Here is a 23,721-nt window from a genome sequence, read left to right as displayed (position 1 = left end):
ACCCGACCCGACCCGACTTGGCTTGGCTTGGCTTGGCTTGGCTTGGCTCGAGCGAGCCGGCGACGAGACTCAGGCCGTGTGGATCATGTGGTGCCTATGCGTCGGTCATAAGCCGGCTCTCAGCCGCTCATTCGGGATAGCCATGAGCTGCGTGCATGCGCTGCTGCGCGGCCAGCAGCGGCTCGAAGTAATCCGCGCGCTGCGGCGTGCCGCCCGCGACCTGATTGATCTCGCGAATGCCGATGGTCTGGCCGCTCGCGCCCCAGTTGCCGTCCGGCACTTCGTGGATCAGCACCCAGTCGCCGCCGCGCCGCGGGAAGGTGCCATCGACGTCGAGCGTCTCGGCCACGATCGCGTTGATTCGCGCGTGCAATGCGGTCTTGTCCACCTGCGACGCGGCGCCATACGGATACACCACGTCGAAGAGGAAGCGGCCGCCTCTCGGTGGATCGAGATCCGGCTTGCCGCCGACGAACCACGCGGTTTTCGGGTCCACTTCGTCGAATAGAACATAGGCGACTGCACGGCCGGCCGGGGTGTCGGCACCGACTTCGGCAATCAGGATCGCCGCGGTGAGCTGCTCCGCAAGCTGGGCTTTCTGAGCGGACGTAAAGGCGCCACGCTGGTGGGTGATACGTAGCAAAGGCATACGAGTCTCCTCAGGGTACGCGCCGGCGATTGCCAGCGCCTCCCCGGTAAATTATATTGGGATCGTAATTTAATCAAGAATTATGTGACGATCGTCATGTAAAAGGAGGAGAGGCATGGCGCGCTACGCGCAGGGGCATAAGGAAGAGAGTCGCGCCCGGCTGGTGGATGCGCTTGGACGCGGCTTTCGCAAGCAGGGCTACGGCGGCAGCGGCGTGGACGGTCTGGCGCGCGAGGCGGGCGTCACGCACGGAGCGTTTTACGGCCATTTCCGCTCCAAGGCGGAGGCGTTCGCCGCCGCTGTGGTAGCGGGCCTGCAGGATCTGCGGCAGGGCGTGGAAAGCTTGCGCGCCGAGCACGGCAAGAACTGGCTGGGGGTGTTCGCTGCGTTCTATATGGGCTACAAGCGGACCTGCGAACTGGGTGACGCCTGCACGTTGCCGAGCCTGTCGGCAGAAATCGAGCGGGCGGATCTGGCGGCGCGTACGGCCTATGAGGGCGAGTTGCAGCGCGTCATGGCAGCGGTCGCGGCGGGCTTGCCGGAGGGCACCCAGGCTGAGCGCGAGGCACGGGCCTGGGTGTTGCTGTCGCTGCTGGCCGGCGGGGTGACGCTCGCGCGTGCCGTGCCGGATCAGGCGACCGGGGAGCAGATCGCGGCAGCGGTTCAGCAGGCGGTGAAAATGTTGGGGGGCGAGGGCGAGGGCGAGGGCGAGGGCGAGTGAGCGGGTTTGCGAGCGTAGCTCAACCGGCAAGCAGGAGCGGCCGGCAGGAAACCGCTTCGCCTGCCTGTCACTTCGGCCCGCCACTCACTTCAGCCCATCAAGCTCCGGACGTGCGAGATGCATTACCTCATAGACTTCGCCGCCGCGCCCCGGATCGGCCGGTGCTGACGAAACCGTAAACCGGACCAGTCGCCATGCCGACAGATCGAGCGCCGCCCATACCGCGACGGTATCGGGCCGCGCGGCGATCTCGCGATTGACTTCGCTTTCCTCTACCTGCAACGCCGCACGATCCTCAGCGGCCGTCAGCACACGCTCGTCCCGGTAGAGCGAGACCGCCTGGGTCGCGTGCCCGCGCCGTGCATCGAGCGGCAACCAGGTCTCGATCTGCGGCCGGCCAAACGCATCGACCACCGCCTGGAAGCGCTCACCCATCAAGAAGCGAACCGCCGCCTCCGAGTCGGACCACAGATACACCGATGCATAGAGATTGCCTGCTGCGCCATGCCGGTTGCGCTGCTGCAAGGCGAACACCTTGCAGACGAGGCCTTGCGTGTCATCCCACAGCGGTCCGCGCTCGGCTACGCGTTGACGGATGATGTGCAAATCGTAGTCGGCGGGTAGCCGGTGTGAATACTGCATTGCGAACATATCGTTCTCCGTAGCTTGAAGGAACGGTTCGCAGTGTGCGCCAGCGCGGGTTTTCAGTGAAGACCCGCGCTGCGATAGCTGTTATGAGGAAAGCAAATCACCGTGTTTGGGCGATCTGCCGGGCGGCACTCAGTGCGCCGCATTCTCCGGAATCATGCCCGGCTGCATGCCTTGCTGACCCGACTGCTCCGATCCGTTCATCGCCGGACCATAGCCGCTGCCTTCCGCCTGCTTGCGCGCTGCCACGCGCGCTTCGGCTGCCTGGATCGCCGCGGGATAGTTGTAGTCGCTCGTGGCGCCTGGGTTGTAGCCGGCCTGTTCGATTTCGATCAGTTGTTCGCGGACCTGCGCGCGTGTCACGGGTTCGTTCGTCGATTGCGCGAAGGAGGCAACCGGCACGGCTAGAAGCGAGACTGCGGCGATAGCATACGCTAGCGTTTTCATGATGCACTCCCTCCAGAGATTGCATGAGGTGTCGTACTGCGGCCGCGGCGAGACCCGCTCAAAAGCGCTCGCCATCATTACAGTCTAGTAACGCTGCGCTTCCTTTTCCCCTTCGTTTCCGCAACTCAGTATTGCGCGTCCCGTGATTCCGGCGCCGTGGTTAACCCCCTGTCCATCGCGACACAACCGCGTCCCGCCTTGCTCATATCGTCTACCTGAATCCGGCAATAGCGCTCGCGCGTATTGCATCGCCGCAGGGGGCAGACTACTTTTCGACAGCCACAAAAACGTGAGCTGGCCAGATGCTCCGTCCTCCTTATGAGATCTGTGGCGTAAGCAAATAGAAGGCTTTGCCTGCTCACCGTGCACGAAGACAATCAAGGAGACAAGCTGTGCTTTCCGCAACCATGCCGATCAACGTCGGCAATACCGCTTTCATGCTGCTGTGTGCGAGCCTCGTCATGCTGATGACGCCGGGACTCGCGTTCTTCTACGGCGGTCTGGTAGAACGCAAGAACGTGCTGTCGATCATGATGCAGAGTTTCATTTCTCTGGCATGGACCACGGTGCTCTGGTTCGCCTTCGGCTATTCGATGTGCTTCGGCCCGACGTGGCACGGCATCATCGGCGACCCGACTTACTATGCGTTCCTGCATGGCGTGACCTTGCAGACCATGTACACGGGCAACGACGCTGGCATCCCGCTGGTGGTCCATGTTGCGTATCAGATGATGTTCGCCATCATCACGCCCGCACTGATCACCGGTGCGTTTACCAACCGCGTGACCTTCAAGGCGTACTTCCTGTTTTTGACCGGCTGGCTCGTGCTGGTGTACTTCCCGTTCGTGCACATGGTATGGAGTCCGGATGGACTGTTCGCGAAGTGGGGCGTGCTCGACTATGCGGGCGGGATCGTGGTGCACAACACCGCCGGCTTCGCGGCGCTCGCCTCGGTGCTGTATGTGGGCCGCCGCCGCGTGATGTCGCACAAGCCGCACAATGTGCCGCTGATCGCGTTGGGCACGGGCCTGCTGTGGTTCGGCTGGTATGGCTTTAACGCGGGCTCGGAGCTGCGCGTCGATGCGATAACCGCTTCGTCGTTCCTCAACACCGACATCGCCGCGTCGTTCGCCGCCGTCACGTGGTTGCTGATCGAATGGCTCAATGCCCGGCAGCCCAAGTTCATAGGCCTGTTGACCGGCTCAGTTGCGGGTCTCGCGACGATTACCCCCGCCGCGGGCTATGTGTCGCTGAGCACGGCTGCGGTGATCGGCATTGCCGCCGGCCTGATCTGCTACTACGCAGTCGCACTGAAAAACCGCCTCGGTCTCGACGATGCGCTCGACGTGTGGGGCGTGCATGGCGTGGGCGGACTGACCGGCACGGTGCTGCTCGGTGTGTTTGCTTCGAAAGCATGGAATCCCAATGGCGCGGACGGCCTCTTGCTGGGCGGCGGCGCGTTCTTCGTCAAGCAGTGCGTGGCGGTGGTCGTCTCCGGCGTGTGGGCCTTCGTCTTCACCTGGGCGATGCTGTGGCTGATCGACCGCGTAACGGCAGTGAAGCTCGATGCAGCCGCCGAGCAGCGCGGGCTCGATACCGAACTGCATGGCGAGGTCGCGTACCTGGACGCGTGAGCGCTTGGGGCGGCGGCGGGCTTCGCCCGCCTTGCCTAGAACAGCTCTTTTTGCCCCGTCATCAACGCGGCAAAGTCGTCGCCTAGGAACGGCAAGATCGCGTCGGCTACCGGCTGTAGCTGGCGCGTCAGATAGTGGTCGTAGTCGATTGCCGAGCGCTGCGTCTCCAGCGGTTCCGGGCCGGCCACGGTCATCACATAGGTAATCCAGCCGCCGTTCTGATACTGCAAGGGGCGGCCCTGCTGGAGGTTGAACTCGTCGGCCATGCGGGCCGCCCGCGCATGCGGCGGCACGTTGCGCCGATAGTCTTCCAGATTGCGGCGCAAGCGCCGCCGGTACATCAGCAGGTCGTCGAACTCGCCCCTCAAGGTGCGCTCCACGTAATCGCGCACATAGTCCTGATACGGCTGCTGCTTGAACACACGCAGATAAAGCTGCCGCTGGAACTGTTGCGCAAGCGGGGTCCAGTCGGTGCGCACCGTCTCCAGACCTTTGTAGACCATCTCCTCGCTACCGTCGGGCTTGACCACCAGCCCGGCGTAGCGTTTTTTGCTGCCTTGCTCGGCGCCGCGAATGGTCGGCATCAGAAAGCGCCGGTAATGCGTCTCGAACTGCAATTCGAGCGCACTCGCGAGACCGAACGTCTGCTGCAGATGTTCGGTCCACCATTCGTTCACATATTTAACCAGCGCGCGGCCGATATGCGTGGCCTGTTCCTCGGTGCGGGCACGCTTTAGCCAGACGAAAGTGGAGTCGGTGTCGCCATAGATGACCTGATAGCCGCGTGCTTCGATCAACTCACGCGTGCGGTGCATGATCTCGTGGCCGCGCATCGTGATGGAGGAGGCGAGTTGCGGGTGGAAAAAGCGGCAGCCGCTCGAGCCGAGCACGCCGTAAAACGAGTTCATGATGATCTTCAAGGCCTGCGACAGCGGTTTGTTCTGTTGCCGCTTGGCTGCTTCGCGCCCTTGCCAGATCTGTCCGACGATAGCGGGCAGGCTGTGCTTGCTGCGAGAGAAACGGGCGCCGCGAAACCCCGCGACCGAGGCGCTGTCTTCCGGATTGCGCATCCCCTCGACGAGCCCCACCGGATCGATCAGAAAGGTGCGGATGATGGACGGGTAGAGGCTTTTATAGTCGAGCACCAGCACCGAATCGTAGAGGCCCGGCTGGGAATCCATCACGAAACCGCCGGGGCTCGCTTCTTCCGCCGTGTCGCCAAGGTTCGGCGCGACATAGCCCTGACGATGCATCAGCGGCATGTACAGATGCGTAAATGCCGCGACGGAACCGCCGCTGCGATCCGCGGCCAGCCCGGTCACGGTGGCGCGTTCCAGCAGGAAGGTCAGCAACTCGGTCTTGGCGAAAATCCGCGTGACCAGTTCGCAGTCCTTGAGGTTGTAGTGTGCCAGCGCAGGCTTGTCTTCGGCGAAACGCCGGTCGATTTCCGCCATGCGCTGGTAGGGATTGTCGATCGCCTTGCCTTCGCCGAGCAGCTCTTGCGCGACGTATTCGAGGCTGAAGCTCGGAAAACTCCAGGTGGCGGAGCGCAAGGCCTCGATTCCGTCGATGATCAGGCGGCCCGCCGCCGCGGCGAAGAAGTGATTCTGCTTGCCGCCGTGCTCGCGCCACTCCATCACGTCGCCGCCCCGGCCAAGGCGCAACGGCGTCTGATAACGCTCGGCATGCTCCCGCAGCACGCGCAAATCGAATTGCACGAGGTTCCAGCCGATGATGGCGTCGGGATCGTGCCGCTCCATCCAGCCGTTGAGCCTCTCGAGCAGCAGGGCGCGGGTGTCGCAATACTCGAGTTCGAAGTCGAGACCGCTGGCGTCGCCGTTCGGCGGCCCGAGCATATACACCTGACGCTGTCCGCAGCCTTCGAGCGCGATCGAGTACAACTCGCCATGCGCGGTGGTTTCGATATCGAGCGAGACGAGCTTCAGAGCGGGGCGATACGCCGTTTCGGGCTTCATCTCGCCATTGAGCCAGCGGCCGGCGCCCGCGGCTTCGCCGCCAAACACGACCGGCGCGGTGATGAAGCGCTCCATCAGGTAGCGCTCGGGCGGGCGGATATCCGCTTCGTAGACGTTGACGCCGTGGTCTTTCAGCAGCTTTTCCAGCTTCAGCAACTGACGGTACTGGCGGCAATACAGGCCGAGGACGGGGCGCTGGTGGAAATCGGTCAAAGCAAGCGGGCGCAGTTCGACCTGGCGTTCGTTGCGCAGCACCCATTCGGCCTGCTGGCGCTGCTCGGCCGGAATGAACGCGACCGAGGTCTGGGCCGGCAGACGCAAATGTTGCGGGCCGCTGTCGGTCGCGAGCCAGAAGTCGACTTCCGTGCCTGCCGGCGTGTCACGCCAATGTCGGGTCAGAATAAAACCGTGCTGTTGTTGAACCACTGCAACCCTTTGTTAAACCCGTTACCAAGCATTTGAGGACTATTTTACTTGCCAATTGCCTTTCGGCCGGCTCCCGGAGGCTTGGCTGCCGAGCCTGTTGCGGCGCGCCCCGGGTGCCCCGAGGGTCAGGAAATGGAGTGCCTGAATTCCCGCAAACCCATGCCTGGCATGCCTTTGCTGGCGAAGGTGCGGTACCATGGCGGTTCCCGGCACTCGTCCGGGTGGTATCTGGATGCCCCAAAATGGGGCGTGCGGCGGGTGGGAACTGAGCCGCCCGCGGGCCTGTCGTAGCCTGCGACGGGGGTGTCTCGTCTGGCGTCTACGACGCCGGGGGTTTGCGCAGAAGCGCCCGGATGAGGTAGGGTGGCGGGTCTGGCGCTGTTTGAAGGCGCCGGTTCTATCAATACAGAAAGGGATGTGCAATGAACAAGCAGGAACTGATTGACGCAGTTGCGGCAGCGACGGGCGAAAGCAAGACGGCCACCGGCAAGTCGATCGACGCGATCATCGAAGCGGTGACGACTGCGGTCTCGAAAGGAGAAACCGTTCAGTTGATCGGCTTCGGAGCGTTCTCGACCGGCGCCCGCGCTGCGCGCGTCGGCCGTAACCCGTCAACCGGCGCGGAAATCCAGATCGCTGCGGCCAAGACGGTGAAGTTCACCGCCGGCAAGGCATTCAAGGACGCGGTAAACGCTTCCTGATCGCCTCGGCGGTCCTGCGCGGCCCGGCACCCCCTCGGGGAGGGCTGCGCGGCGCTTACGGGCTCGTAGCGCGCCAGTTCGCTGGCGCGGCGAGCCCGTTTCCGTCTGGGTGTTGAACGGTGCGTGCTGATGCGCGAGCCACACTGCGGCATGCACTGCACCCCACCGTCCGCTTCAATCCCGCTTCAATCCCCCGTCAGCGTCACCTGATTCTTGCCGTCGCGCTTTGCCTTGTACAACGCGAGGTCTGCGGCTTCGATCAGCGACGTCATCGGCGCTTCGATGGTCGGAACCGCCGACGCCCCGCCGATACTAATGGTCAGGAATTGCCCCGTCGACGAGTTGGCGTGCGGCACCTGCAACGCCTCCACCTCGCTGCGGATCTTTTCGGCAAGCGTGCGCACGCCCTGCAGTTCCGTACCCGGCAACACCACCGCGAATTCCTCTCCGCCAAAGCGAGCAGCAAGGTCGCCCGGCCGGCCGAGGCAGCGTTCCACCGTCGCGGCAATCTGCTTGAGCACCTCGTCGCCCGCCACGTGGCCGTAGGTGTCGTTGTAAAGCTTGAAGTTGTCGACGTCGATCATCAGTAGCGACATTTCCGCCCGATCGCGCGTGCCGCGCCGCCATTCGGCGCCCAGATACTCGTCGAGGTAGCGCCGGTTCGACAGGCCCGTCAGGCCGTCCGAATGGGTGAGCCGCCGCAGTTCCAGATTGGCTTCCATCAGTTGCTGTTGCGACTGGCGCAGCGCGCGGTAGGCCTCATCGCGCTGCAGCAGGCTGACGTACGAGCGCGAGTGGTAGCGCAGGCGCGCCACCAGTTCGATACGGTCCGGCAGTTTGACGAGGTAATCGTTCGCCCCGGCCGCAAAGGCCGCGCTTTTGATCACCGGCTCTTCCTTGGTGGACAGGACGATGATCGGCACGTCGCGGATAGCCGGCGTCGCGCGGTAGGCCTTGACGAGCGTCAGCCCGTCGATGCCGGGCATCACCAGATCCTGCAGGATTACGGTCGGCCGGGTCTGGACCGCCGCCTTCATCGCCTCGTCGGCGCGCGCGCAGTAATGGAAATCGATCCCGTCCTCGCCGGCGAGCGCCTGGCGCACCGCCTCCGCGACAATCGCCTGGTCGTCGACCAGCAGCACCATCACCGGCTGCTCGGAAGGGGGCGGCGTCAGCAGCGCCGCCCGGGCCGCTTCGAGCGTCGCGTCGGCGCCGTCTTTTGCAGTTGGCGTCGTGGCCCGCTGGTCAGGCGAGCCGGTTTGATCATTTGCCATGTTTGTTACCCGTTTCGGAAACGCGCGTCGCGCGTGTCATGCCATTCATTCTATTCATACCACGCTCATCGTTTGGCGTGCGCCGTCAGTTCCGCCGCAATACTGCCCAGCGGCAAGATCCGGCGCGCCGCGTCGAGCGCGGCCGCAGCCTTGGGCATGCCGTAGACGGCGCAACTGGCCTGGTCCTGGGCGATCGTCAGGTAGCCTTTCGCGCGCATGGCCTTCAGTCCGATGGCGCCGTCGCGGCCCATGCCGGTGAGCAGCACGCCGATGGCTGAAGCGCGCCAGTGCTCGACCACGCTATGAAAAAACACGTCGACGGAGGGGCGGTAAGGTGTGGCGGACGGCTCGCCGGTGTAACCGAGCGTGCCGCCATGCTTCATCTGCAGATGGTCGTTGGTCGCGGCTAGCAAGGCCTCGCCCGCGGTGGGCTGATCGCCGTCGAGAGCCACCCGTACCTTCAGGGCGGTCTGGCCGTCGAGCCATTGCGCCATGCCCTCGGCAAACGCCTTGTCGACGTGCTGCACGATCACAATGGCGCCCGGGAAATCGGCCGGCAGCTTGCCGAGCACCGCCGCGAGGGCGCTGGGGCCGCCCGCGGAGGCGCCGATCGCAATCAGCGGCGCCGCGCCGCGCGACACTATCGCATTGGGGCGTGGCGTGGGCGTGACCGCCGGCTTGTCGAGCAGTCGGCCGATCTGGTCGATCTTGGCGAGCAAGGGCTGCGAGGCGTCGGCCAGGCGGTTGTCGGCGAGCGTCGGGGTATCCACGGCATCGAGCGCGCCGGCGCCCATCGCTTCATAGACGCGCCAGGCGTTCGCGCCGACGCTGCTCGTCACGACGAGAATCGCGCAGGGTGCCTGCGCCATGATGCGGCGGGTCGCCTCGACGCCGTCGAACTTCGGCATGATCAGGTCCATCAGCACCACGTCGGGCGGTTGCGCCAGGCAGAAGTCCACCGCCTGAGCGCCGTCGGTGGCTACCCATAGCACGCGATGCTCCGGCCGCAAGGCGATCGCGCGGCGCATGGCCTCCACCGCAAGCGGCAAGTCGTTGACGATGCCGATGTTCATGTTTGGGCTTCTCCGATCAGGTCGTGCACCGCATCGAGCAGCGCTTCGTCGTGGAAGCTGCCCTTGGCCAGATAATAATCGGCGCCGGCATCGAGCCCCCGGCGGCGATCTTCGTCGCGATCCTTATATGACACGATCATCACCGGCACGCTTTTCAAAAGCGCGTCGCGTTTGATCAGCGTGACCAGTTCGATGCCGTCCATGCGCGGCATGTCGATGTCGGTGACCACCAGGTCGTAGTGGGTGTTGCGCAAGGCGTTCCAGCCGTCCATGCCATCTACCGCGACGGTGACCGTATAGCCGCGCTTTTCCAGCAGCTTGCGCTCGAGTTCGCGCACCGTCAGCGAATCTTCGACCACCAGCACATGCTTGCGGGTGCGTGCGGCGACGCCGTGCGCGCGCTGCACCTTGTCGAGCTGGCCGCCGCGCACGAGCTTGTCGACCGAGCGCAGCAGGTCTTCGACGTCGACGATCAGCACCGCCTCGCCATTTTCCATCAATGCGCCAGCGGCAATGTCCTTGATCTTGCCAAGCCGGCTGTCGAGCGGCTGAACCACCAGCATGCGCTCGCCGAGAAAGCGGTCGACGGCGATGCCATAGGTGCCGCGCTCGTCGCCGATCACGACCACCGCTACATTGGCACGCGCTTCGGCGGGCACATCGGTGCCGAGCAACTGGTGCGCGGTGACAAGACCCACTGGCCGGCCGTCGAAGGCGAAGTGCTGTTGCCCCTCGAGCATGTCGATCTCGCCACGCGCCAGTTCCAGCGTGCGGCGCACGTGGGCCAGCGGGAATGCGTAAGCCTCGCCGCCGACCTGCACGAGCAGGCTGCGGATCACCGAGAGCGTGAGCGGCAACTGCAGCACGAAGCGCGTGCCATGTCCGGGTTCGGTGACGATGCGCACGGTGCCGCGTACCGCCTTGACCATTTCGTGCACCGCATCGAGTCCGACGCCGCGCCCCGAAACGTCGGTCACGTGGGCGCGCATCGAGAAGCCGGGCAGCAGCAGAAAGTCGAGCAGTTCCTGATCCGACAGCCGCGCGGCGGTTTCCCAGTCGGCCAGTTGCCGGCGCACGATGGCGTCGCGCACGGCGTCGAGGTCGACACCGGCGCCGTCGTCGCTGACGCTGATCAGCAGCTTGCCGGCGCTATGCCGGGCTTCGAGCGTCAGCGTGGCTTCGGCAGGCTTGCCGCGCGCGAGACGCACTTCGGGTGCTTCGACGCCGTGGTCGAGCGCATTGCGCAGCAGATGACCGAGCGGCGCATCGAGCATGTCGAGGATGTCGCGATCGATCTGGGTCGATTCGCCCACCACCGAAAAACGCACGCGCTTGCCGAGCGAACGCGCAAGGTCGCGCACGATGCGCGGATAGGCGTGGGTCGCGTCGCCGAACGGACGCATGCGGCATTGCAGCGCTTCGTCGTATAACTGTTGCGCAAGGTGGCTGCTGCGGCGATCGAAGCGGTCGAGCTCGTCGATGCGCGTGGCCAGCAGGTGCTGCATGGTGCCGAGCGTCTGCCGCACGGCGTCGAGCGCCGCTAGCGCCTGCGGTTCGAGGCGCTCGGCGAGCGTTTCGTAACAGGTGTCGAGCGCGCGTGCCGCGTCGCGCTGGGTGCGCTTGACGCGCAGCATCGATTCGGCAAACGGCTTGAGCCAGCGCGATTCGACCAGCGACTCGCCCGACAGGCTCAGCAGCCGGTCCAGGTTGTCGGCGCGTACGCGCAGCATACGCTCGGGATCGCGCGCGCCGTGGAGGTTCTGCGGCGCGCTGAAGTTGGCGGCGGGTGTGGCAGCAGGTGGCCGGGTCGGCGTGGCCAGCGGCTCGGCTGCGGGCGCTTCGCTGGTCGCACGTTCGCCTTCGCTGGCCGCGCCCTCTATGGCTGGCGCCGTCTCGAGAGGGCTGACGGACAGTTTGGCCGCATCAGCACCAAGGATGGCGAGCGCCGCGCGCATCGTCGCGTCGTCGTCAGAGTCTGCTGCTGCGCCTTCAGCGAAACTTTCGCCCCAGGCAAAAGGAAGCGCGGCGTTTTCCTGGGTGCCCGGCGCTTGATCCAGCGTAGAACTGAAGGCCGACAGGCGCGCTACGAACGCGTCGACTTCGGCTCGCGTGAGCGCGGCCGCCGCATCCGCGTCGCCGGCGCGCAGCAGCAGGTCGACTCCGCGCAACAACTCGTCGATATGGGCAGCCGAGAGCCGTAGCGTGCCGCGTTGCGCCGCCACGAAGCACTCCTCCATCAGATGCGCAATGTCGACGCCATCCTGCAGGCCGATGATGCGCGCCGCCCCCTTCAACGAGTGTGCGGCGCGCATGCACGCCTCGAGTTGCGCCGCATCGGTCGGCGCGTGCTCGAGCGCCAGCAAACCGCCGGACAGCACCCGCGTTTGCGTTTGCGCCTCTTCGCGGAACAGGTCGAGCAATGAGCGGCGGCTCAGATCGTCGTCGAGACTCATCGCAAACTCCGGGCGAGCGATTCGAACACGCGGTCGGTGTCGAGCAGGCCGACGCTCCGCTCGCGCCAGACAAGCACACCGCGCGCATGCGAGGCGCTGGCGTGCGCCAGCGTAGTCGGCACCGGCAGCAGCCCATTGGCGTCGAAGCGCACCACGCCTTCGACCTCGTCCACGGGGAAGGCGACCGGCTCGCCGCGATGCGCGGCTACCAGCATCCGTGCGTAACCGTTGCGCGCGGCGTACTTGCCGCCGGCCGCACGATCCAGATGCAGCAGCTCGCCGAGCGAGGCTGCAACGGTGAGGACGCCGCGAATATTGACGAGCCCGAGCACGACGCGGTTGCGCCGGTGCGGCAAGGAGTGGATCGGGCGAATGTCGTCCACATGGCGTAGCGCGGCGGTCGGCAGCGCGAGCCATTCGTCGGCAATCCGAAATACCAGTGCAGACTGGGTTGCCGCCGAGTCGTGCTGGGTTTTGGACACCTCCGGTTTCGGCGCCACCTGCTCGCGCGAGAGCGTTTGCGGCGTTGTTGTGGCCGATTCAGCGGCCGATTCGGCGAGTTCCGCGTCGCTAAGCGGTCGATCCAGCAGCCGCGCCGCCGCCTGTGCGAACACCGGACAGTTCAGGCAGCGGAAATGCTCGGCCAGCTTCGGGCACGAGCCATCGCCGCGGGTGCCGATCCGATTCCAGCAATCGTCGACGAACGTAACCGCGCCCGTCGTCTCAATGGCGCCGTGAGCCATGCGCGCCTCGTGGTGAGTTCAAGGGCGCGTCGCCTGGCGGCGCGGCTTTTGCCGCGGCGCGTTGCGCACGCCGCATGAGTTGCTGGGCGCCGGCACTGTCGCCGGTCACGTCGAGCAGCGCCGCCAGATGCGTGAGCGCTTCGTAGTGCGCGGGCTCGAGATAGAGCGCCTTGCGGTAATAGTCGCTCGCGTCGGCGGCGTGGCCCTGGGCGTCGGCGATCAGGCCGAGCAGATAAAACGCATCGGCATGCGGCCCGTGCACAATGACGAACTCATGCGCCACGCGCTCGGCTTTGTCGAACTGGCCGGCGTCGGCGAGTTGGCGCGCTTCGGCCAGCGACACGCCTGGCGTGGCCGAGAGGGCTGGCGTTGCGTGGCCGAGGGCAGACGCAGGTTTTGCCTTGCGCGGCGCGGCAGGGGGTGGTTTTAGCGCTGGCGGGCTGAAGGCGGGCGCGGACGCCGGAGCGCTGGCAGGCACGAAGGCGCTGGCCGCTTGCGTGAACGGCAGCGTCGGCGTTTTGCTCATGCCATCCGTACCCGGTGCGCCGGCCAGGCCGTGAGGCGCCGCTACCGCAGCGTAGCCCGCCGCCACACCCGCGTTCGCGGCCTTACCGAATAGCGTAAAGCGCCACTGCGCCGCTTCCTCGGGCGGCGTGCGCTGAAACGCGAACGCCAGCGGAATGCGCGCCGAACTCAGCGTATGGCGCATCATCAAACCGGTTTCGGCCGGTCCGACGAAGATCGTGCCATCGTCGGCCAGCCGCGCATCGAGCAGATGGATCGCGCGATCCTGAGCGTCGCGGTGAAAATAGATCAGCACGTTGCGGCAGAAAATAAAGTCGTAGCGTGCGCCGCCGGTGGGCGACGGCTCGAACAGATTCGCCTGCGCGAAGCGCACGGTCTGCTGGATGCGCTCATTCAGTACCCATCCCGCGTCGGTTCGGCTGAAATGGCGATCGCGGAACGCGTATTCGCCGCCGCGAAACGAATTGCGTCCATAGACGCCCTGTTGCGCCAGTTCGATCGCGCGAGCGCTGATGTCCAGCGCGTCGATCGTAAAACGCTCCGCCGCGATCCCCGCATCGAGCAGCGCCATCGCCACCGAATACGGTTCTTCCCCGCTCGAACACGGCACGCTCAGCACGCGCACCACACGCGACGGATCGCGCACCAGCTTTTCGTTGGCGAGCCGGGCCAGCGCTACAAACGCCTCGCGGTCGCGGAAGAACCAGGTCTCGGGCACCACCAGCACTTCGACGAGCGCGAGCCGCTCGTCCGGCGAGCTGTTCAGCAACTGCCAGTAAGCGTGCACCGCGCCGTCTGCGAGGCCGGTAACGGACTCGGCGGATGCGGCCGACTGTGTTGCCCGCACGCGCTCCAGCACGGCGCGCTCCAGTGCGTTGATGCCCAGCGAGGACGCGTCGATCCCGGTCTCCTGCGAGAGCCAGGCTTCGAAGCATGGGTCGGTGGCATTCATCGGGCGCGTCAGCTTGTTGTGCAGGTCGTGGTTCAGGAAGTCGCTTGGATCGTAGTTCAGTGGGACAGTCAGGTCGCTCGTCACAAAGAGGCCAAGGGTTGTGCCGCGGCGGCGGGCGGAAATAGCAGGGCTTTGACGTCGTCGCCCAGCATCTGCTGCACCTCGACCCATTGCACGAGGCCCATGCCATCGTTGGCGACCGGACCGAGCCAGCGCGCATGCGGGGTGGCGAGGCCGCTCTCCGCGAAACGCTCGCGTTCGATGCGCCGGGTCTGGGTGGCGCGCTCGACGATCAAGCCCAGCAGATGCGCCGCCGGCTCGCCGCCGCCGTCATGCATGGCCGACGGTCCGGCCTCGTCTGCACGGTAACGGACCAGTATGAGGCGGGTGGAGCGAAGCTGGCGGGCAGGGCGTCCGAGCGCGAGTTGCGACACGTCGATCACCGGCACGGGCTCGCCGTGCCGCTCGAACATCCCGGCCACCCACGCGGGCGCGCCGGGAACCGACTTGGTGGGCGCGAGCGCCAGCACCTCGACAATCCCGGCCGCGTCGAGCGCGTAGCGGTCGCCGTCCAGATCGAACAGGAGGAAGAGCATCGCGATGGCCCGTGTTTAGCGTGTGTACGAGACGTACCAGGTGCGCAAGATAGTCGTCAAGCGTCGATCTTGAAGCGCGACACCCCGGTGCGCAACTGATTGGCGACCAGCGTGAGGTCGTCGATCGCCTGCGACGACTGACGCAGCGACTCGGCGGTCTGCTGCGCGGCCTCGGACAGTTGCGACAGCGCCTGGGTGATCTGCTCCGCGCTGGTGGCCTGGGTCTGCATGCCCTCGTTGACTAGCTGGAAGCGCGGCGCGAGCGTCTGTACTTCATTGATGATCTGCGAGAGCTGGCCGCCCACCAGTTGCACGTCGCGCATGCCGCGGCGCACTTCCTCGGAGAACTTGTCCATGCCCATCACACCGGCTGAGACCGCCGACTGGATTTCCTTGACGGTCTGCTCGATATCGTAGGTCGCCACGGCGTTCTGGTCGGCAAGCCGGCGGATTTCGGTGGCGACCACTGCGAAACCGCGGCCGTATTCGCCAGCCTTTTCGGCTTCGATCGCGGCGTTCAGCGACAGCAGGTTGGTCTGATCGGCCACCTTGGTAATGGTCGCCACCACCTGATTGATATTGACGGCCTTCTCATTGAGGATCGACAGCTTGGCGTTGACCGAACCGGCCGCCTCCATGACGCTGCGCATGGTGTCTTCCATGCGCGTCAGGCCGCTTTGGCTTGCACCCGCCAGCGTCGCCGATTGCTCCGCCACGCCGGCCACTTCGTTCATGGTGCGCAGCAGGTCGCGCGAGGTCGCAAAGATTTCGCGGGAGGTGGCGCCGATCTCGGTCGTGGTCGCGGCGGTTTCACTCGCCGTGGCCTGCTGTTCCTTGGAGGTGGCGGCGATCTCGGTGACCGAAGTCGTGACCTGCAGCGACGACTTCTGCGCCTGCGACACCAGGCTCGTCAATTCTTCCGCCATGCGGTTGAAACCGTTCTCCAGCGTGCCGAACTCGTCGCTGCGGCGCAGGTTCAGACGCTGCGCCAGATTGCCGGTACGCATGATGTCGAGCACTTCGACGAGCCGTGCCATCGGCACCGTGACGGCGCGAAACAACGTATAGCCGGTCACGAGCGCGACCAGCAGCACGATGCCGAGAGCGGTGGCCAGCGTGACTTCGGTGCCGGTGACTGAGTTGCGGATCAGCTCAGCGGAGTCGTCGGCCTGCGAGTGGTTTTCCGCGACCAGTGCGTTGGCGGCGCGAATCACGTTGTCCCATGCGGGCGTCAGATGGACGAAGTCCGCCTGGGCGGCCGGCCGCGAGGTACGGGCCTGATTCGCCGCGTCGTTGAAGAGCTGGATGTATTGGTCGTAGGCGGTCTTGAAGCTGTTGAAGCGTTCGCGGTCGTCGTCGCGGAAGACCGTGGTCTGGTAGTCGGCCGTGACCTTGTCGAAGTCGCGCAGGGAGTCCGGCAGGAGGTCGAGGTCGCGCATCATGCTGGGCGTGTCGGGGTCGACGAAGAGAGCCCGTTCGAGGGCGGCATAGCTTTGGTTCGACGCCGCGCGCAGCGCCGTGGCGTAGTACAGGCCGGGCACTGAATCGCGGCGCAGGCTCACGGCCTCATCGTCGATGGCGCGCAGGCGCGTATAGGAAATCACGGCCATCACGACCATGAGCAGGAACAGCGCGCCGAAGCTGAGCACGATGCGCGTGCCGAGGGTGAGCCTGCCGCTGCTGAGCAAGCCCGACAGGTTGGCGTTGCTTGCGCGTGGCGTGACGGTGGCCATGTTCGATGTCTCTCTGACGGATTGATACGCGGGGCGCTGCGCTGAACGCACGGATTCGCCCGATTCGGGCAAGCATATGACGCTACACCGATGGCGGGAAGGGCCATCAGAGGAATTGTGAGGGTAAATTGTGCCAGATTGGGCTGGCAGGGGGCAGCTTTGGGTGCGGCGGGCGAGCCGGAACGCACCTTGCCGCGCAGCCTCAATCCGGCGGCAGTGCCTGCTCAGGCAAATCCCGTTTCTGTGGATTTCTTATCACAAATCGCAAGGTAATGATTACATGCGGGATTACCCGAATATCGGAATTTAAAACCGATCATTCAAGTCGAATAGAAATCTTCTGGATTATCAAATGTAAGGCGCTTCACGATTCAAAACGCACGAGAATTTTACCTATGTAAAATCTTTATTGGCGTCTTGCCAGTTCAAACGGTTCCGCTAATATCCCAATTACTAAAAATTACAAGCTTCGGGGATAGGTGTGATGGAGAGCGTGTATCTCACGTAATTCAATACATTTTGTTAGCCCAGCACTACCGTGCTGGTCAGCAGGTGGCCGCTTGTTCTCACGAGGAGGCATTATGCCAATACAGGCATCGTCTTTTGTTGCACGTTTTTCGACAGCAACGCGTCGTATCTCGGTTTTATCGTTAATCGGATTATCTTCGGGCGGCCTTCTGGTTTCGGCGGCTCACGCCCAGGTCAATTCACAGGACTGGGTTTCCACTAAAACCCGTGCATTTATTGCACCGCAAAAGAATACTTTGGCGAGTGGTGTATTGGTCGCACCGCAGGCCGCTTCCAATGCGACTGCCGCGGTGGCCGCGAATAAACCATTACATGTCGTAGTCACGCTGAAACTGCGTAATCAGCAGGCTCTGGAAAAGTTTATTCATGAGGTCAATCAACCCGGCAGCCCGAATTTCCGCCAATATCTGACGCCGCAACAGGTGCTCGACACCTACGCGCCGACCGAGGCGCAAGTGGCGGCGGTCCAGCGCTACCTGATTCAGGCTGGCTTCACGAACGTCCAGGTGGCGAAGAACCGGATGCTGGTGACGGCCGACGGTACAGCAGCAACGGCAAAGGCGGCGTTCAACACGAGCCTCGTGCAGTTTAACGACGCCGGCCGCCAGGTCTACGCTAACTCGAGCGATGCCCAGGTGCCCTCTGCTCTCGCCGATGTGGTCGATACGGTGCTCGGCTTGCAGAACGTCGTGACCGCCCATACCAACTATCACCTTGCCAAGCCGGCCCAGCCGGGCGCAAGCGTCGCGCTGTCGGCACGCAAGAGCGCGACCGCCCAGGCTGCCCAGGCCGTCGTGACCCCGCACAATCCGGTCGAATTTTCGAGCCTGTATGGCGCCGGCAGCACGCCGACGGCTTCAAGCACGACGATCGGCATTATTTCTGAAGGCGATCTTACGCAGACCTTATCAGATCTGCAGACCTTCACCAGCAACAACTCGCTCGGCACAGTGCAGACCAATGTCGTGCAAACCGGCGCGTCGGGTAGCGACTACAGCGATACCTCCGGCACGGTCGAATGGAACCTGGACAGCCAGTCGATCGTCGGCGCCGCGGGCGGTGCAGTCAATCAGCTGATGTTCTACGACGCGCCGTCGATGAATCTGAGCGACATCACGGCTGCCTATAACCAGGCGGTCACCGACAACATCGCCAAGGTGATCAACGTGTCGCTGGGTGTCTGCGAGGCCGACGCGCAGCAAGGCGGTTCGCAGTCCGCCGACGATGCGATCTTCAAGGTGGGGATGGCGCAAGGGCAGACGTTCTCGGTCGCGGCAGGCGACCACGGCGTGTACGAATGCCAGAACGGCGTGCCGCCGTCGAACCTGAGCACCTATAGCGTCGGCGAACCGGCGACTTCGCCCTATGTGATCGCGGTGGGCGGTACGTCGCTCTACACGACCAACGGCCAATACGACCACGAAACCGTCTGGAACTCCGGGCTCGACAACACGGGTGCGCTGTGGGCCACGGGCGGCGGGGTGAGCCAGTACGAAACGGCGCCGAGCTGGCAGTCGTCCGTCACCGGCAACCAGCAACGCACCGTGCCGGATATCGGCTTCGATGCGGACAGTGCCAGCGGCGCGATTCTGGTCTATGCGGGGCAAACCACCGGCACGATCCCCGGCTACGGTCCGAACGATTCGAACGTGGTTGGCGGTACGAGCCTCGCGGCGCCGATCTTCTCCGGCATCTGGGCACGCGTGCAGTCGGCCAACAACAACGGGCTGGCGTTCCCCGCCTCGACGATCTATAGCCGGGCGTCGTCCGATCCGAGCCTCGTGCACAGCGTCGTGTCGGGTAACAACGGCATCACCCAGAACGGCGTCACGTATGGCTACAGCGCCACGACGGGTTTTGACTTCGACACGGGCTGGGGCAGTTTCAACATCGCACAGCTGAATACGGACTTCGGTTCGGCACCGGCGAGCGCCTCGAACGGCAACAGCGGCAACAGCGGCAGCAGCGATACCGGCAGCCCGGCGGACCTGTTCAGCATGATCGCCAGCCTGCTGCACAGCTGGTGGGATCTGCTGTCGGGCTCCTCCTCGACAACGGCTTAACGAAGCGTTTCAGCAGAAGCGGTTGGGTGGATCCCGGGCGTTCCCGTCAGCAGCACGGCGGGGCGCCCGGGACGCCGCAATAGCGGCACGTGGTAGTAGCACGCAGTAGCAGTGCAGCGTTAAAGCAGAGCAGGGGTTGTTTCGTACCACTAAAAACAGGACGAAGATGAAAGAAACACAACGAGGAGTGCCTGCCGTTTGGGCGGGTCAGGTCCGGCGCATCGCGGAAGTGGCATTGGCCGCCGGGATTCTCGCAACCGCGGGTTGCGGCGGCGGCGTCTCCGGCAGCAACGATACGCCGACTCAGGCCGACCAGACGTTCACCGATCCGGTCGCGTATTCGCCCAAGGGCGGCGACAGCCTGAGCGCCGCTCAGGTTGCCGAAAAGGCGGCCATCACGCATCATCAATGGAGCGTCGGCGGCACGACGGTCAACTACACGACCACCACCGGCCACTTGACCGCCAGCGATCCGAACGGCAATCCACAGGCGACGATGTCGTACGTGGCGTACACCGCTCCTTCGACCAACGGTGCACCGCGTCCGGTCACGTTCTTCTATAACGGCGGCCCCGGCTCGTCGTCCGTATGGCTGCGGCTTGGCTCGTTCGCGCCGACCCGCGTCGCGACGCCTGACCCGCAGATGACCAACTGGCCGAACTTCCCGCTGGTCGACAATCAGGAAAGCCTGATCGACACCACCGACATGGTGTTTATCGATCCCCCGGGCACGGGTCTGTCCGAAGCGATCGCGCCGAATACCAACCAGACCTTCTGGGGCGCGGATCCGGATGTGCGGGTGATGCGCGATTTCATCCAGCGCTACCTGACGGTGAACAACCGCAACAGTTCGCCGATCTATCTGTACGGCGAGTCGTATGGCACGCCGCGCACCAACATGCTGGCGCTCTCTCTGGAGTCGGCCGGGGTTCATCTGACCGGGATCGTGCTGCAATCGTCCATTTTGAATTACTTCGCGGACGTGGGCGAAACGAATGCCATCACGAACAGCAATGCTGCCGACTACCCGATCGAGCTGAAATACAGCACGGATTCGATGATCGGCTACTTTGTGACCTACGCACAGGTTGCCGCGTACTTCAACCAGGTCTCGCCGGCGCCGACCAATCTGGGTGCGTACGCGCAACAGATCCAGAACTTCGTGACCACGCAGTATGCGTCGCTCTCCCAGTATGGTCCGACCAACAACTTCGCTGGCTCGCCGGTACTCACCACGCCGCCGGTGTTCCCGAGCAACAACACGATCGCGTCGTGGTCGAGCCTCACGAACGTGTCGCCGCAAGCGCTGAATGCGTACTTCGGCAACGCGTACTACGGCACTTCGCTGGTGCCGGGTTCGACGATCGGCCGTTACGATGGCCGTGTCTTGCTGCCGAGCAGCGATCCGCGCCTGGTGGCTGATGGGGATCCGTCGGACATCCTGATCTCGCAGCCGTTCACTACGGCGCTCGCCACGCAGATGCCGGCGTATCTCGGCTACAACGCGCCGAACGCGACGTATCAGACGCTGAACAACGACATCATCGGCTCGTGGGACTTCAGCCACGGCGGCCAGGCTGTGCCGGATACGATTCCGGACCTGCTGGCGGCGCTTACGCTGAATCCGCAGTTGAAGGTGTTGTCGGAGAACGGCTATCACGATCTGGCGACGCCGTATTTCCTGACTGAGAACCAGTTGGCGCGTCTGCAGACGGTTTCCGGCCTGAACGCGAACCTGCAGGTCACGTTCTATCCTGGCGGCCACATGATCTACCTGGACAACAACGCGCGGCCGCAGATGAAGGCAGACCTGAAGACGTATTTCTCGGGTACGCCGATCGGCGGGGCGCTGTCGCTCGCCAATCTGCCCGCTGCGTGGTCGGACGAAAGTCCCGCTGGGACGCCGACGCTCGCCGCGATGAAAGTTGCTCCTTAAGTTCACACTGAGTTCACACTGAGCCGGCTGTGGTGAAAGGGCAGCCAGCTCGCTTTTCTTGCGAGTCATCTCATGCGTTTTATTCCTGTCTTGCGGTACGTGGCTGCGGCAACGGTTCTGTGCGGCGCTGCGGCTGGTGCCTACGCCACGTCGGTGCAGTCGGTCTCCGATGCGGTGCCGGCGAACGGCGGCGGTGTCGATGGTCCGTTCTTTCCGCGTGCGCACAACGCGGCGACGGCGCCCACTACGGGTGTCACGCTGCAACGTCAAGCGCAACAGCGTCTTGTCAGCAGTCTCGGTGAGGAAGGGGCGCTGCAGAACGGTGCTGCCATTACGAAGGCCCAGGCGCAAACCGCCGGGCTTGGTTATGTGGCGGCGCACTTCGATCAGATCGATACCGCGCGTAGCGGTACGGTGACGATGAAGGATGTGCAGCAGTATTTGAAGCAGCAGAAGTGAGGGCGGGGCGCTGCGGTTTGGCCTGGTAGGCGGGCCGCAGCGCTGAGGTAGTGAGTATTGCCTGGAACGGAGGGCCGTCGTTTGACGGTCCTCCGTTTTGTTTAAAAAAGTCGTTAAGGCTTTGCGCTGACGCTGCGCTTAGTGGCTTGCCTCATTCCACGCCGGCAGCGTCGCACCGTGATAGACACTCAGAATTTCCGCCGCCACGTTCGGCTGCTGATAACTCTGCACGAGTGTCTTTACCCACGGCGAATTCGCGTCTTTCTCGTTGACAGCGAGGAAGTTGCGGTACGGATTGCCGTTCACCTGCTCCTGTGCGATCCGTTCCTGCGGGATCTTGATGCCGGCCTTGATGGCCCAGTCCGTGTTGATCACAGCAGCGTCCACGTCGCCGATCGCACGGCCGACGATACCCGCGTCGAGTTCCTTGATGTGGATGTGCTTCGGGTTGTCCGCGATGTCGCGGGCAGTCGGCAGCAGGCCGACATCGGCGCGCAGCGTGATCAGATGCTGTGCCTGCAGCAACAGCAGCGAGCGTCCTTCGTTACTCGGATCGTTCGGCACGGCGATGGTGGCGCCATCCGGAATATCGGCCACCGACTTCACCTTACGCGAGTACAGGCCAATCGGCTGCACGTAGGTAAAGCCCACCGGCACGATCTTGTAGCCGCGCGCCTTGACCTGCGCGTCGAGATACGGCTTGTGCTGGAACGAATTGGCGTCCAGGTCGTGTTCCGAGAGCGCCTCGTTGGGTTGCGTGTAATCGGAGAACGTCGTGATCTTGATGGTGAGGCCTTGCTTGGCGGCGTTCGCGGCGACCACGCGCCAGACGTCCTCATCTTCACCGGACATGATGCCGACGCGCAAGGTTTGCGGTGCAGCCACCGAGAGTTGCGAGGTGGCGACACCCAGGCCGAACACAACGGTGGCCAGCGCGGTTTTCAGCAGATTTCTTTTATTCATGAGACACAGTAGTCATGTGGTTGATGATGGCCGAATCCTATGTAACCAGGAAGCTCGCTGGCAAATACTTTTCCGTTCGTTACTAAATCCGCCAGGGCATATAAGAAAAGCGCGAACCCGCTCTATCCACAAGCGGATATTTGCTTACCGCGAAAGATCATTTCGATGCATCGAGCATGTCGCGTAAGATTTCTGGCTGCATTGGAAACGTAAGCATCAATCATGGACGCGCGACGATGAACCACTCGACACTCCCGGGCCGCCGGGCTTTCCTTGGCGCCTTGGGCGCGACTCTGGCAGGCGCCACATTGCCAGCGTGGGCCAAGTTCCAGCCCGACCAGTTCAGGATCGGCTATCAGAAATCCGCCAGCACGCTCGTGCTGCTAAAAGCGCATGGCGCGCTGGAAAAGCGGCTCGCGCCGCTTGGCATCAAGGTCTCGTGGAACGAGTTTCCGGCGGGGCCGCAGTTGCTGGAGGGGCTGAACGTCGGTGCAATCGATTTCGGTTATGTCGGCGAGGCGCCACCGGTGTTCGCGCAGGCCGCGGGAGCGGACTTCGTCTATACCGCATACGAAATTCCAACGCCTCATGCTGAAGGCGTCGTCGTCCCTAAGAACTCGCCTATCAAGGCAGTGACCGATTTGAAGGGCAAGAAGATCGCGTTCAATCGGGGTTCGGACGTGCACTGGTTCATTGTCGCGCTGCTGCGCAAGAACGGTCTCGACTTCGGCGATATCCAGCCCGTCTATCTGGCGCCCGCCGATGCGCGCGCGGCTCTCGAGCAGGGCGCAGTCGACGCATGGGCGATCTGGGATCCGTTTCTTGCCTCCGCGCAGACGCAGGGCAACGCGCGCCTGCTGGCCGATGCGCAGGGCGTCGCGAGTCATCACGAGTTCTTTCTCAGCCAGCGCGAGTTCGCGCAAAAGCGCCAGAACGTGATCGCGCTCGTCATGGACGAACTCGGCAAGGAAGGGCAATGGGTGAAGCAGAACACGGCTGCGGCGGCTGCCGAGCTCGCGCCCATTCAAGGGATCGACGCCTCGGTCATTCAAATCGGTCTTGAGCACTATGCGCACGTCTACAAGCCGATCGACGCCGAGGTGCTCGCGGAACAGCAACGAATTGCGGACACCTTCTACGAGTTGAAGCTGATTCCGCGCAAGATCGTCACGAAGGACGCCACGCTAGCCTGAGTGGCGGCGGGCACACCCGTAGCGCTCC

19 protein-coding genes are annotated in these 23,721 nt (G+C 64.0%); 7 read left to right on the top strand and 12 right to left on the bottom strand.

Going from position 1 to position 23,721, the window contains the following annotated elements; all coding sequences use genetic code 11:
* Nucleotides 1–127: 127 nt before the first annotated feature.
* Entirely contained in the window at nucleotides 128–649 is a 522-nt protein-coding gene (locus BLQ92_RS32245) for a tautomerase family protein (RefSeq protein WP_090692155.1), read from the bottom strand.
* Between the two features lie 115 nt (nucleotides 650–764).
* Between BLQ92_RS32245 and BLQ92_RS32240 the strand changes: the two genes are divergently transcribed.
* The gene (locus BLQ92_RS32240; protein ID WP_090692152.1) at nucleotides 765–1,370 is read left to right on the top strand and encodes a TetR/AcrR family transcriptional regulator; all 606 of its coding nucleotides are present in this window, start codon (nucleotides 765–767) and stop codon (nucleotides 1,368–1,370) included.
* Nucleotides 1,371–1,454: 84 nt separating this feature from the next.
* On the opposite strand, the gene BLQ92_RS32235 is transcribed toward BLQ92_RS32240, so the two are convergent.
* Both BLQ92_RS32235 and BLQ92_RS32230 read right to left on the bottom strand, forming a co-directional pair.
* On the bottom strand, nucleotides 1,455–2,021 hold the full coding sequence (locus BLQ92_RS32235) for a DUF4865 family protein (RefSeq protein ID WP_090692148.1): 567 nt from the start codon (nucleotides 2,019–2,021) through the stop codon (nucleotides 1,455–1,457).
* Nucleotides 2,022–2,150: 129 nt separating this feature from the next.
* Nucleotides 2,151–2,465, bottom strand: a complete 315-nt coding sequence (locus BLQ92_RS32230; protein ID WP_090692196.1) for a DUF4148 domain-containing protein — start codon at nucleotides 2,463–2,465, stop codon at nucleotides 2,151–2,153.
* Nucleotides 2,466–2,857: 392 nt separating this feature from the next.
* Here BLQ92_RS32230 and BLQ92_RS32225 point away from each other — a divergent pair, with 392 nt between their 5' ends.
* Complete coding sequence (locus tag BLQ92_RS32225; protein WP_208449366.1) at nucleotides 2,858–4,099, top strand: ammonium transporter; 1,242 nt, start codon at nucleotides 2,858–2,860, stop codon at nucleotides 4,097–4,099.
* 35 nt (nucleotides 4,100–4,134) lie between these two features.
* On the opposite strand, the gene BLQ92_RS32220 is transcribed toward BLQ92_RS32225, so the two are convergent.
* Nucleotides 4,135–6,501, bottom strand: a complete 2,367-nt coding sequence (locus BLQ92_RS32220) for a DNA polymerase II (protein WP_090692140.1) — start codon at nucleotides 6,499–6,501, stop codon at nucleotides 4,135–4,137.
* 422 nt (nucleotides 6,502–6,923) lie between these two features.
* On the opposite strand from BLQ92_RS32220, the gene BLQ92_RS32215 reads away from it, so the two are divergent.
* On the top strand, nucleotides 6,924–7,202 hold the full coding sequence (locus BLQ92_RS32215) for an HU family DNA-binding protein (RefSeq protein ID WP_090692138.1): 279 nt from the start codon (nucleotides 6,924–6,926) through the stop codon (nucleotides 7,200–7,202).
* Between the two features lie 185 nt (nucleotides 7,203–7,387).
* Here the strand turns inward: BLQ92_RS32215 and BLQ92_RS32210 are convergent, their stop codons facing one another.
* The 7 genes from BLQ92_RS32210 to BLQ92_RS32180 form a co-directional block, all read right to left on the bottom strand.
* On the bottom strand, nucleotides 7,388–8,476 hold the full coding sequence (locus BLQ92_RS32210; protein ID WP_090692134.1) for a GGDEF domain-containing response regulator: 1,089 nt from the start codon (nucleotides 8,474–8,476) through the stop codon (nucleotides 7,388–7,390).
* A 65-nt stretch (nucleotides 8,477–8,541) separates the two neighbouring features.
* On the bottom strand, nucleotides 8,542–9,549 hold the full coding sequence (gene cheB, locus BLQ92_RS32205) for a chemotaxis response regulator protein-glutamate methylesterase (protein WP_090692130.1): 1,008 nt from the start codon (nucleotides 9,547–9,549) through the stop codon (nucleotides 8,542–8,544).
* A complete protein-coding gene (locus BLQ92_RS32200) occupies nucleotides 9,546–12,002 on the bottom strand; it encodes a hybrid sensor histidine kinase/response regulator (RefSeq protein ID WP_090692127.1) in 2,457 nt (818 codons plus the stop codon). The genes cheB and BLQ92_RS32200 overlap by 4 nt, the downstream gene beginning before the upstream one ends.
* Nucleotides 11,999–12,745 (bottom strand): chemotaxis protein CheW, encoded by a 747-nt coding sequence (locus BLQ92_RS32195; RefSeq protein ID WP_090692122.1) that lies wholly within the window; start codon nucleotides 12,743–12,745, stop codon nucleotides 11,999–12,001. The genes BLQ92_RS32200 and BLQ92_RS32195 overlap by 4 nt, the downstream gene beginning before the upstream one ends.
* Nucleotides 12,726–14,222 (bottom strand): CheR family methyltransferase, encoded by a 1,497-nt coding sequence (locus BLQ92_RS32190; RefSeq protein ID WP_090692191.1) that lies wholly within the window; start codon nucleotides 14,220–14,222, stop codon nucleotides 12,726–12,728. The genes BLQ92_RS32195 and BLQ92_RS32190 overlap by 20 nt, the downstream gene beginning before the upstream one ends.
* Before the next feature lie 80 nt (nucleotides 14,223–14,302).
* A complete protein-coding gene (locus tag BLQ92_RS32185) occupies nucleotides 14,303–14,818 on the bottom strand; it encodes a chemotaxis protein CheW (RefSeq protein ID WP_090692118.1) in 516 nt (171 codons plus the stop codon).
* Nucleotides 14,819–14,874: 56 nt separating this feature from the next.
* Nucleotides 14,875–16,551: a methyl-accepting chemotaxis protein gene (locus tag BLQ92_RS32180; RefSeq protein WP_090692115.1), complete on the bottom strand. Its 1,677-nt coding sequence runs from the start codon at nucleotides 16,549–16,551 to the stop codon at nucleotides 14,875–14,877.
* A gap of 581 nt (nucleotides 16,552–17,132) precedes the next feature.
* Between BLQ92_RS32180 and BLQ92_RS32175 the strand changes: the two genes are divergently transcribed.
* From BLQ92_RS32175 to BLQ92_RS32165, 3 genes are all read left to right on the top strand, one after another.
* Nucleotides 17,133–19,142, top strand: a complete 2,010-nt coding sequence (locus BLQ92_RS32175) for a S53 family peptidase (protein ID WP_090692111.1) — start codon at nucleotides 17,133–17,135, stop codon at nucleotides 19,140–19,142.
* A 166-nt stretch (nucleotides 19,143–19,308) separates the two neighbouring features.
* Entirely contained in the window at nucleotides 19,309–21,078 is a 1,770-nt protein-coding gene (locus BLQ92_RS32170; RefSeq protein WP_090692108.1) for a S10 family serine carboxypeptidase-like protein, read from the top strand.
* Nucleotides 21,079–21,150: 72 nt separating this feature from the next.
* Nucleotides 21,151–21,537, top strand: a complete 387-nt coding sequence (locus BLQ92_RS32165; RefSeq protein WP_090692104.1) for a hypothetical protein — start codon at nucleotides 21,151–21,153, stop codon at nucleotides 21,535–21,537.
* 138 nt (nucleotides 21,538–21,675) lie between these two features.
* Here the strand turns inward: BLQ92_RS32165 and BLQ92_RS32160 are convergent, their stop codons facing one another.
* Nucleotides 21,676–22,500 carry a MetQ/NlpA family ABC transporter substrate-binding protein gene (locus BLQ92_RS32160; RefSeq protein WP_090692100.1) on the bottom strand — a complete coding sequence of 275 codons (825 nt, stop codon included), beginning with the start codon at nucleotides 22,498–22,500 and terminating at the stop codon, nucleotides 21,676–21,678.
* A gap of 236 nt (nucleotides 22,501–22,736) precedes the next feature.
* Here BLQ92_RS32160 and BLQ92_RS32155 point away from each other — a divergent pair, with 236 nt between their 5' ends.
* Entirely contained in the window at nucleotides 22,737–23,693 is a 957-nt protein-coding gene (locus tag BLQ92_RS32155) for a sulfonate ABC transporter substrate-binding protein (RefSeq protein ID WP_090692186.1), read from the top strand.
* The last annotated feature ends 28 nt before the right edge of the window (nucleotides 23,694–23,721 follow it).

The sequence above is a fragment of the Paraburkholderia phenazinium genome, assembly GCF_900100735.1.
Lineage (GTDB): Bacteria > Pseudomonadota > Gammaproteobacteria > Burkholderiales > Burkholderiaceae > Paraburkholderia > Paraburkholderia phenazinia.
The sequence above is the reverse complement of the archived record's forward strand: the minus strand, read 5'-3'. Positions and strand labels throughout refer to the sequence as shown.

Coding starts and splice junctions, on each gene's coding strand:
- BLQ92_RS32245 (WP_090692155.1), bottom strand. CDS start 649: ATGCCTTTGCTACGTATCACCCACCAGCGTGGCGCCTTTACGTCCGCT.
- BLQ92_RS32240 (WP_090692152.1), top strand. CDS start 765: ATGGCGCGCTACGCGCAGGGGCATAAGGAAGAGAGTCGCGCCCGGCTG.
- BLQ92_RS32235 (WP_090692148.1), bottom strand. CDS start 2,021: ATGTTCGCAATGCAGTATTCACACCGGCTACCCGCCGACTACGATTTG.
- BLQ92_RS32230 (WP_090692196.1), bottom strand. CDS start 2,465: ATGAAAACGCTAGCGTATGCTATCGCCGCAGTCTCGCTTCTAGCCGTG.
- BLQ92_RS32215 (WP_090692138.1), top strand. CDS start 6,924: ATGAACAAGCAGGAACTGATTGACGCAGTTGCGGCAGCGACGGGCGAA.
- BLQ92_RS32210 (WP_090692134.1), bottom strand. CDS start 8,476: ATGGCAAATGATCAAACCGGCTCGCCTGACCAGCGGGCCACGACGCCA.
- cheB (WP_090692130.1), bottom strand. CDS start 9,549: ATGAACATCGGCATCGTCAACGACTTGCCGCTTGCGGTGGAGGCCATG.
- BLQ92_RS32200 (WP_090692127.1), bottom strand. CDS start 12,002: ATGAGTCTCGACGACGATCTGAGCCGCCGCTCATTGCTCGACCTGTTC.
- BLQ92_RS32195 (WP_090692122.1), bottom strand. CDS start 12,745: ATGGCTCACGGCGCCATTGAGACGACGGGCGCGGTTACGTTCGTCGAC.
- BLQ92_RS32190 (WP_090692191.1), bottom strand. CDS start 14,222: ATGAATGCCACCGACCCATGCTTCGAAGCCTGGCTCTCGCAGGAGACC.
- BLQ92_RS32185 (WP_090692118.1), bottom strand. CDS start 14,818: ATGCTCTTCCTCCTGTTCGATCTGGACGGCGACCGCTACGCGCTCGAC.
- BLQ92_RS32180 (WP_090692115.1), bottom strand. CDS start 16,551: ATGGCCACCGTCACGCCACGCGCAAGCAACGCCAACCTGTCGGGCTTG.
- BLQ92_RS32175 (WP_090692111.1), top strand. CDS start 17,133: ATGCCAATACAGGCATCGTCTTTTGTTGCACGTTTTTCGACAGCAACG.
- BLQ92_RS32170 (WP_090692108.1), top strand. CDS start 19,309: ATGAAAGAAACACAACGAGGAGTGCCTGCCGTTTGGGCGGGTCAGGTC.
- BLQ92_RS32165 (WP_090692104.1), top strand. CDS start 21,151: ATGCGTTTTATTCCTGTCTTGCGGTACGTGGCTGCGGCAACGGTTCTG.
- BLQ92_RS32160 (WP_090692100.1), bottom strand. CDS start 22,500: ATGAATAAAAGAAATCTGCTGAAAACCGCGCTGGCCACCGTTGTGTTC.
- BLQ92_RS32155 (WP_090692186.1), top strand. CDS start 22,737: ATGAACCACTCGACACTCCCGGGCCGCCGGGCTTTCCTTGGCGCCTTG.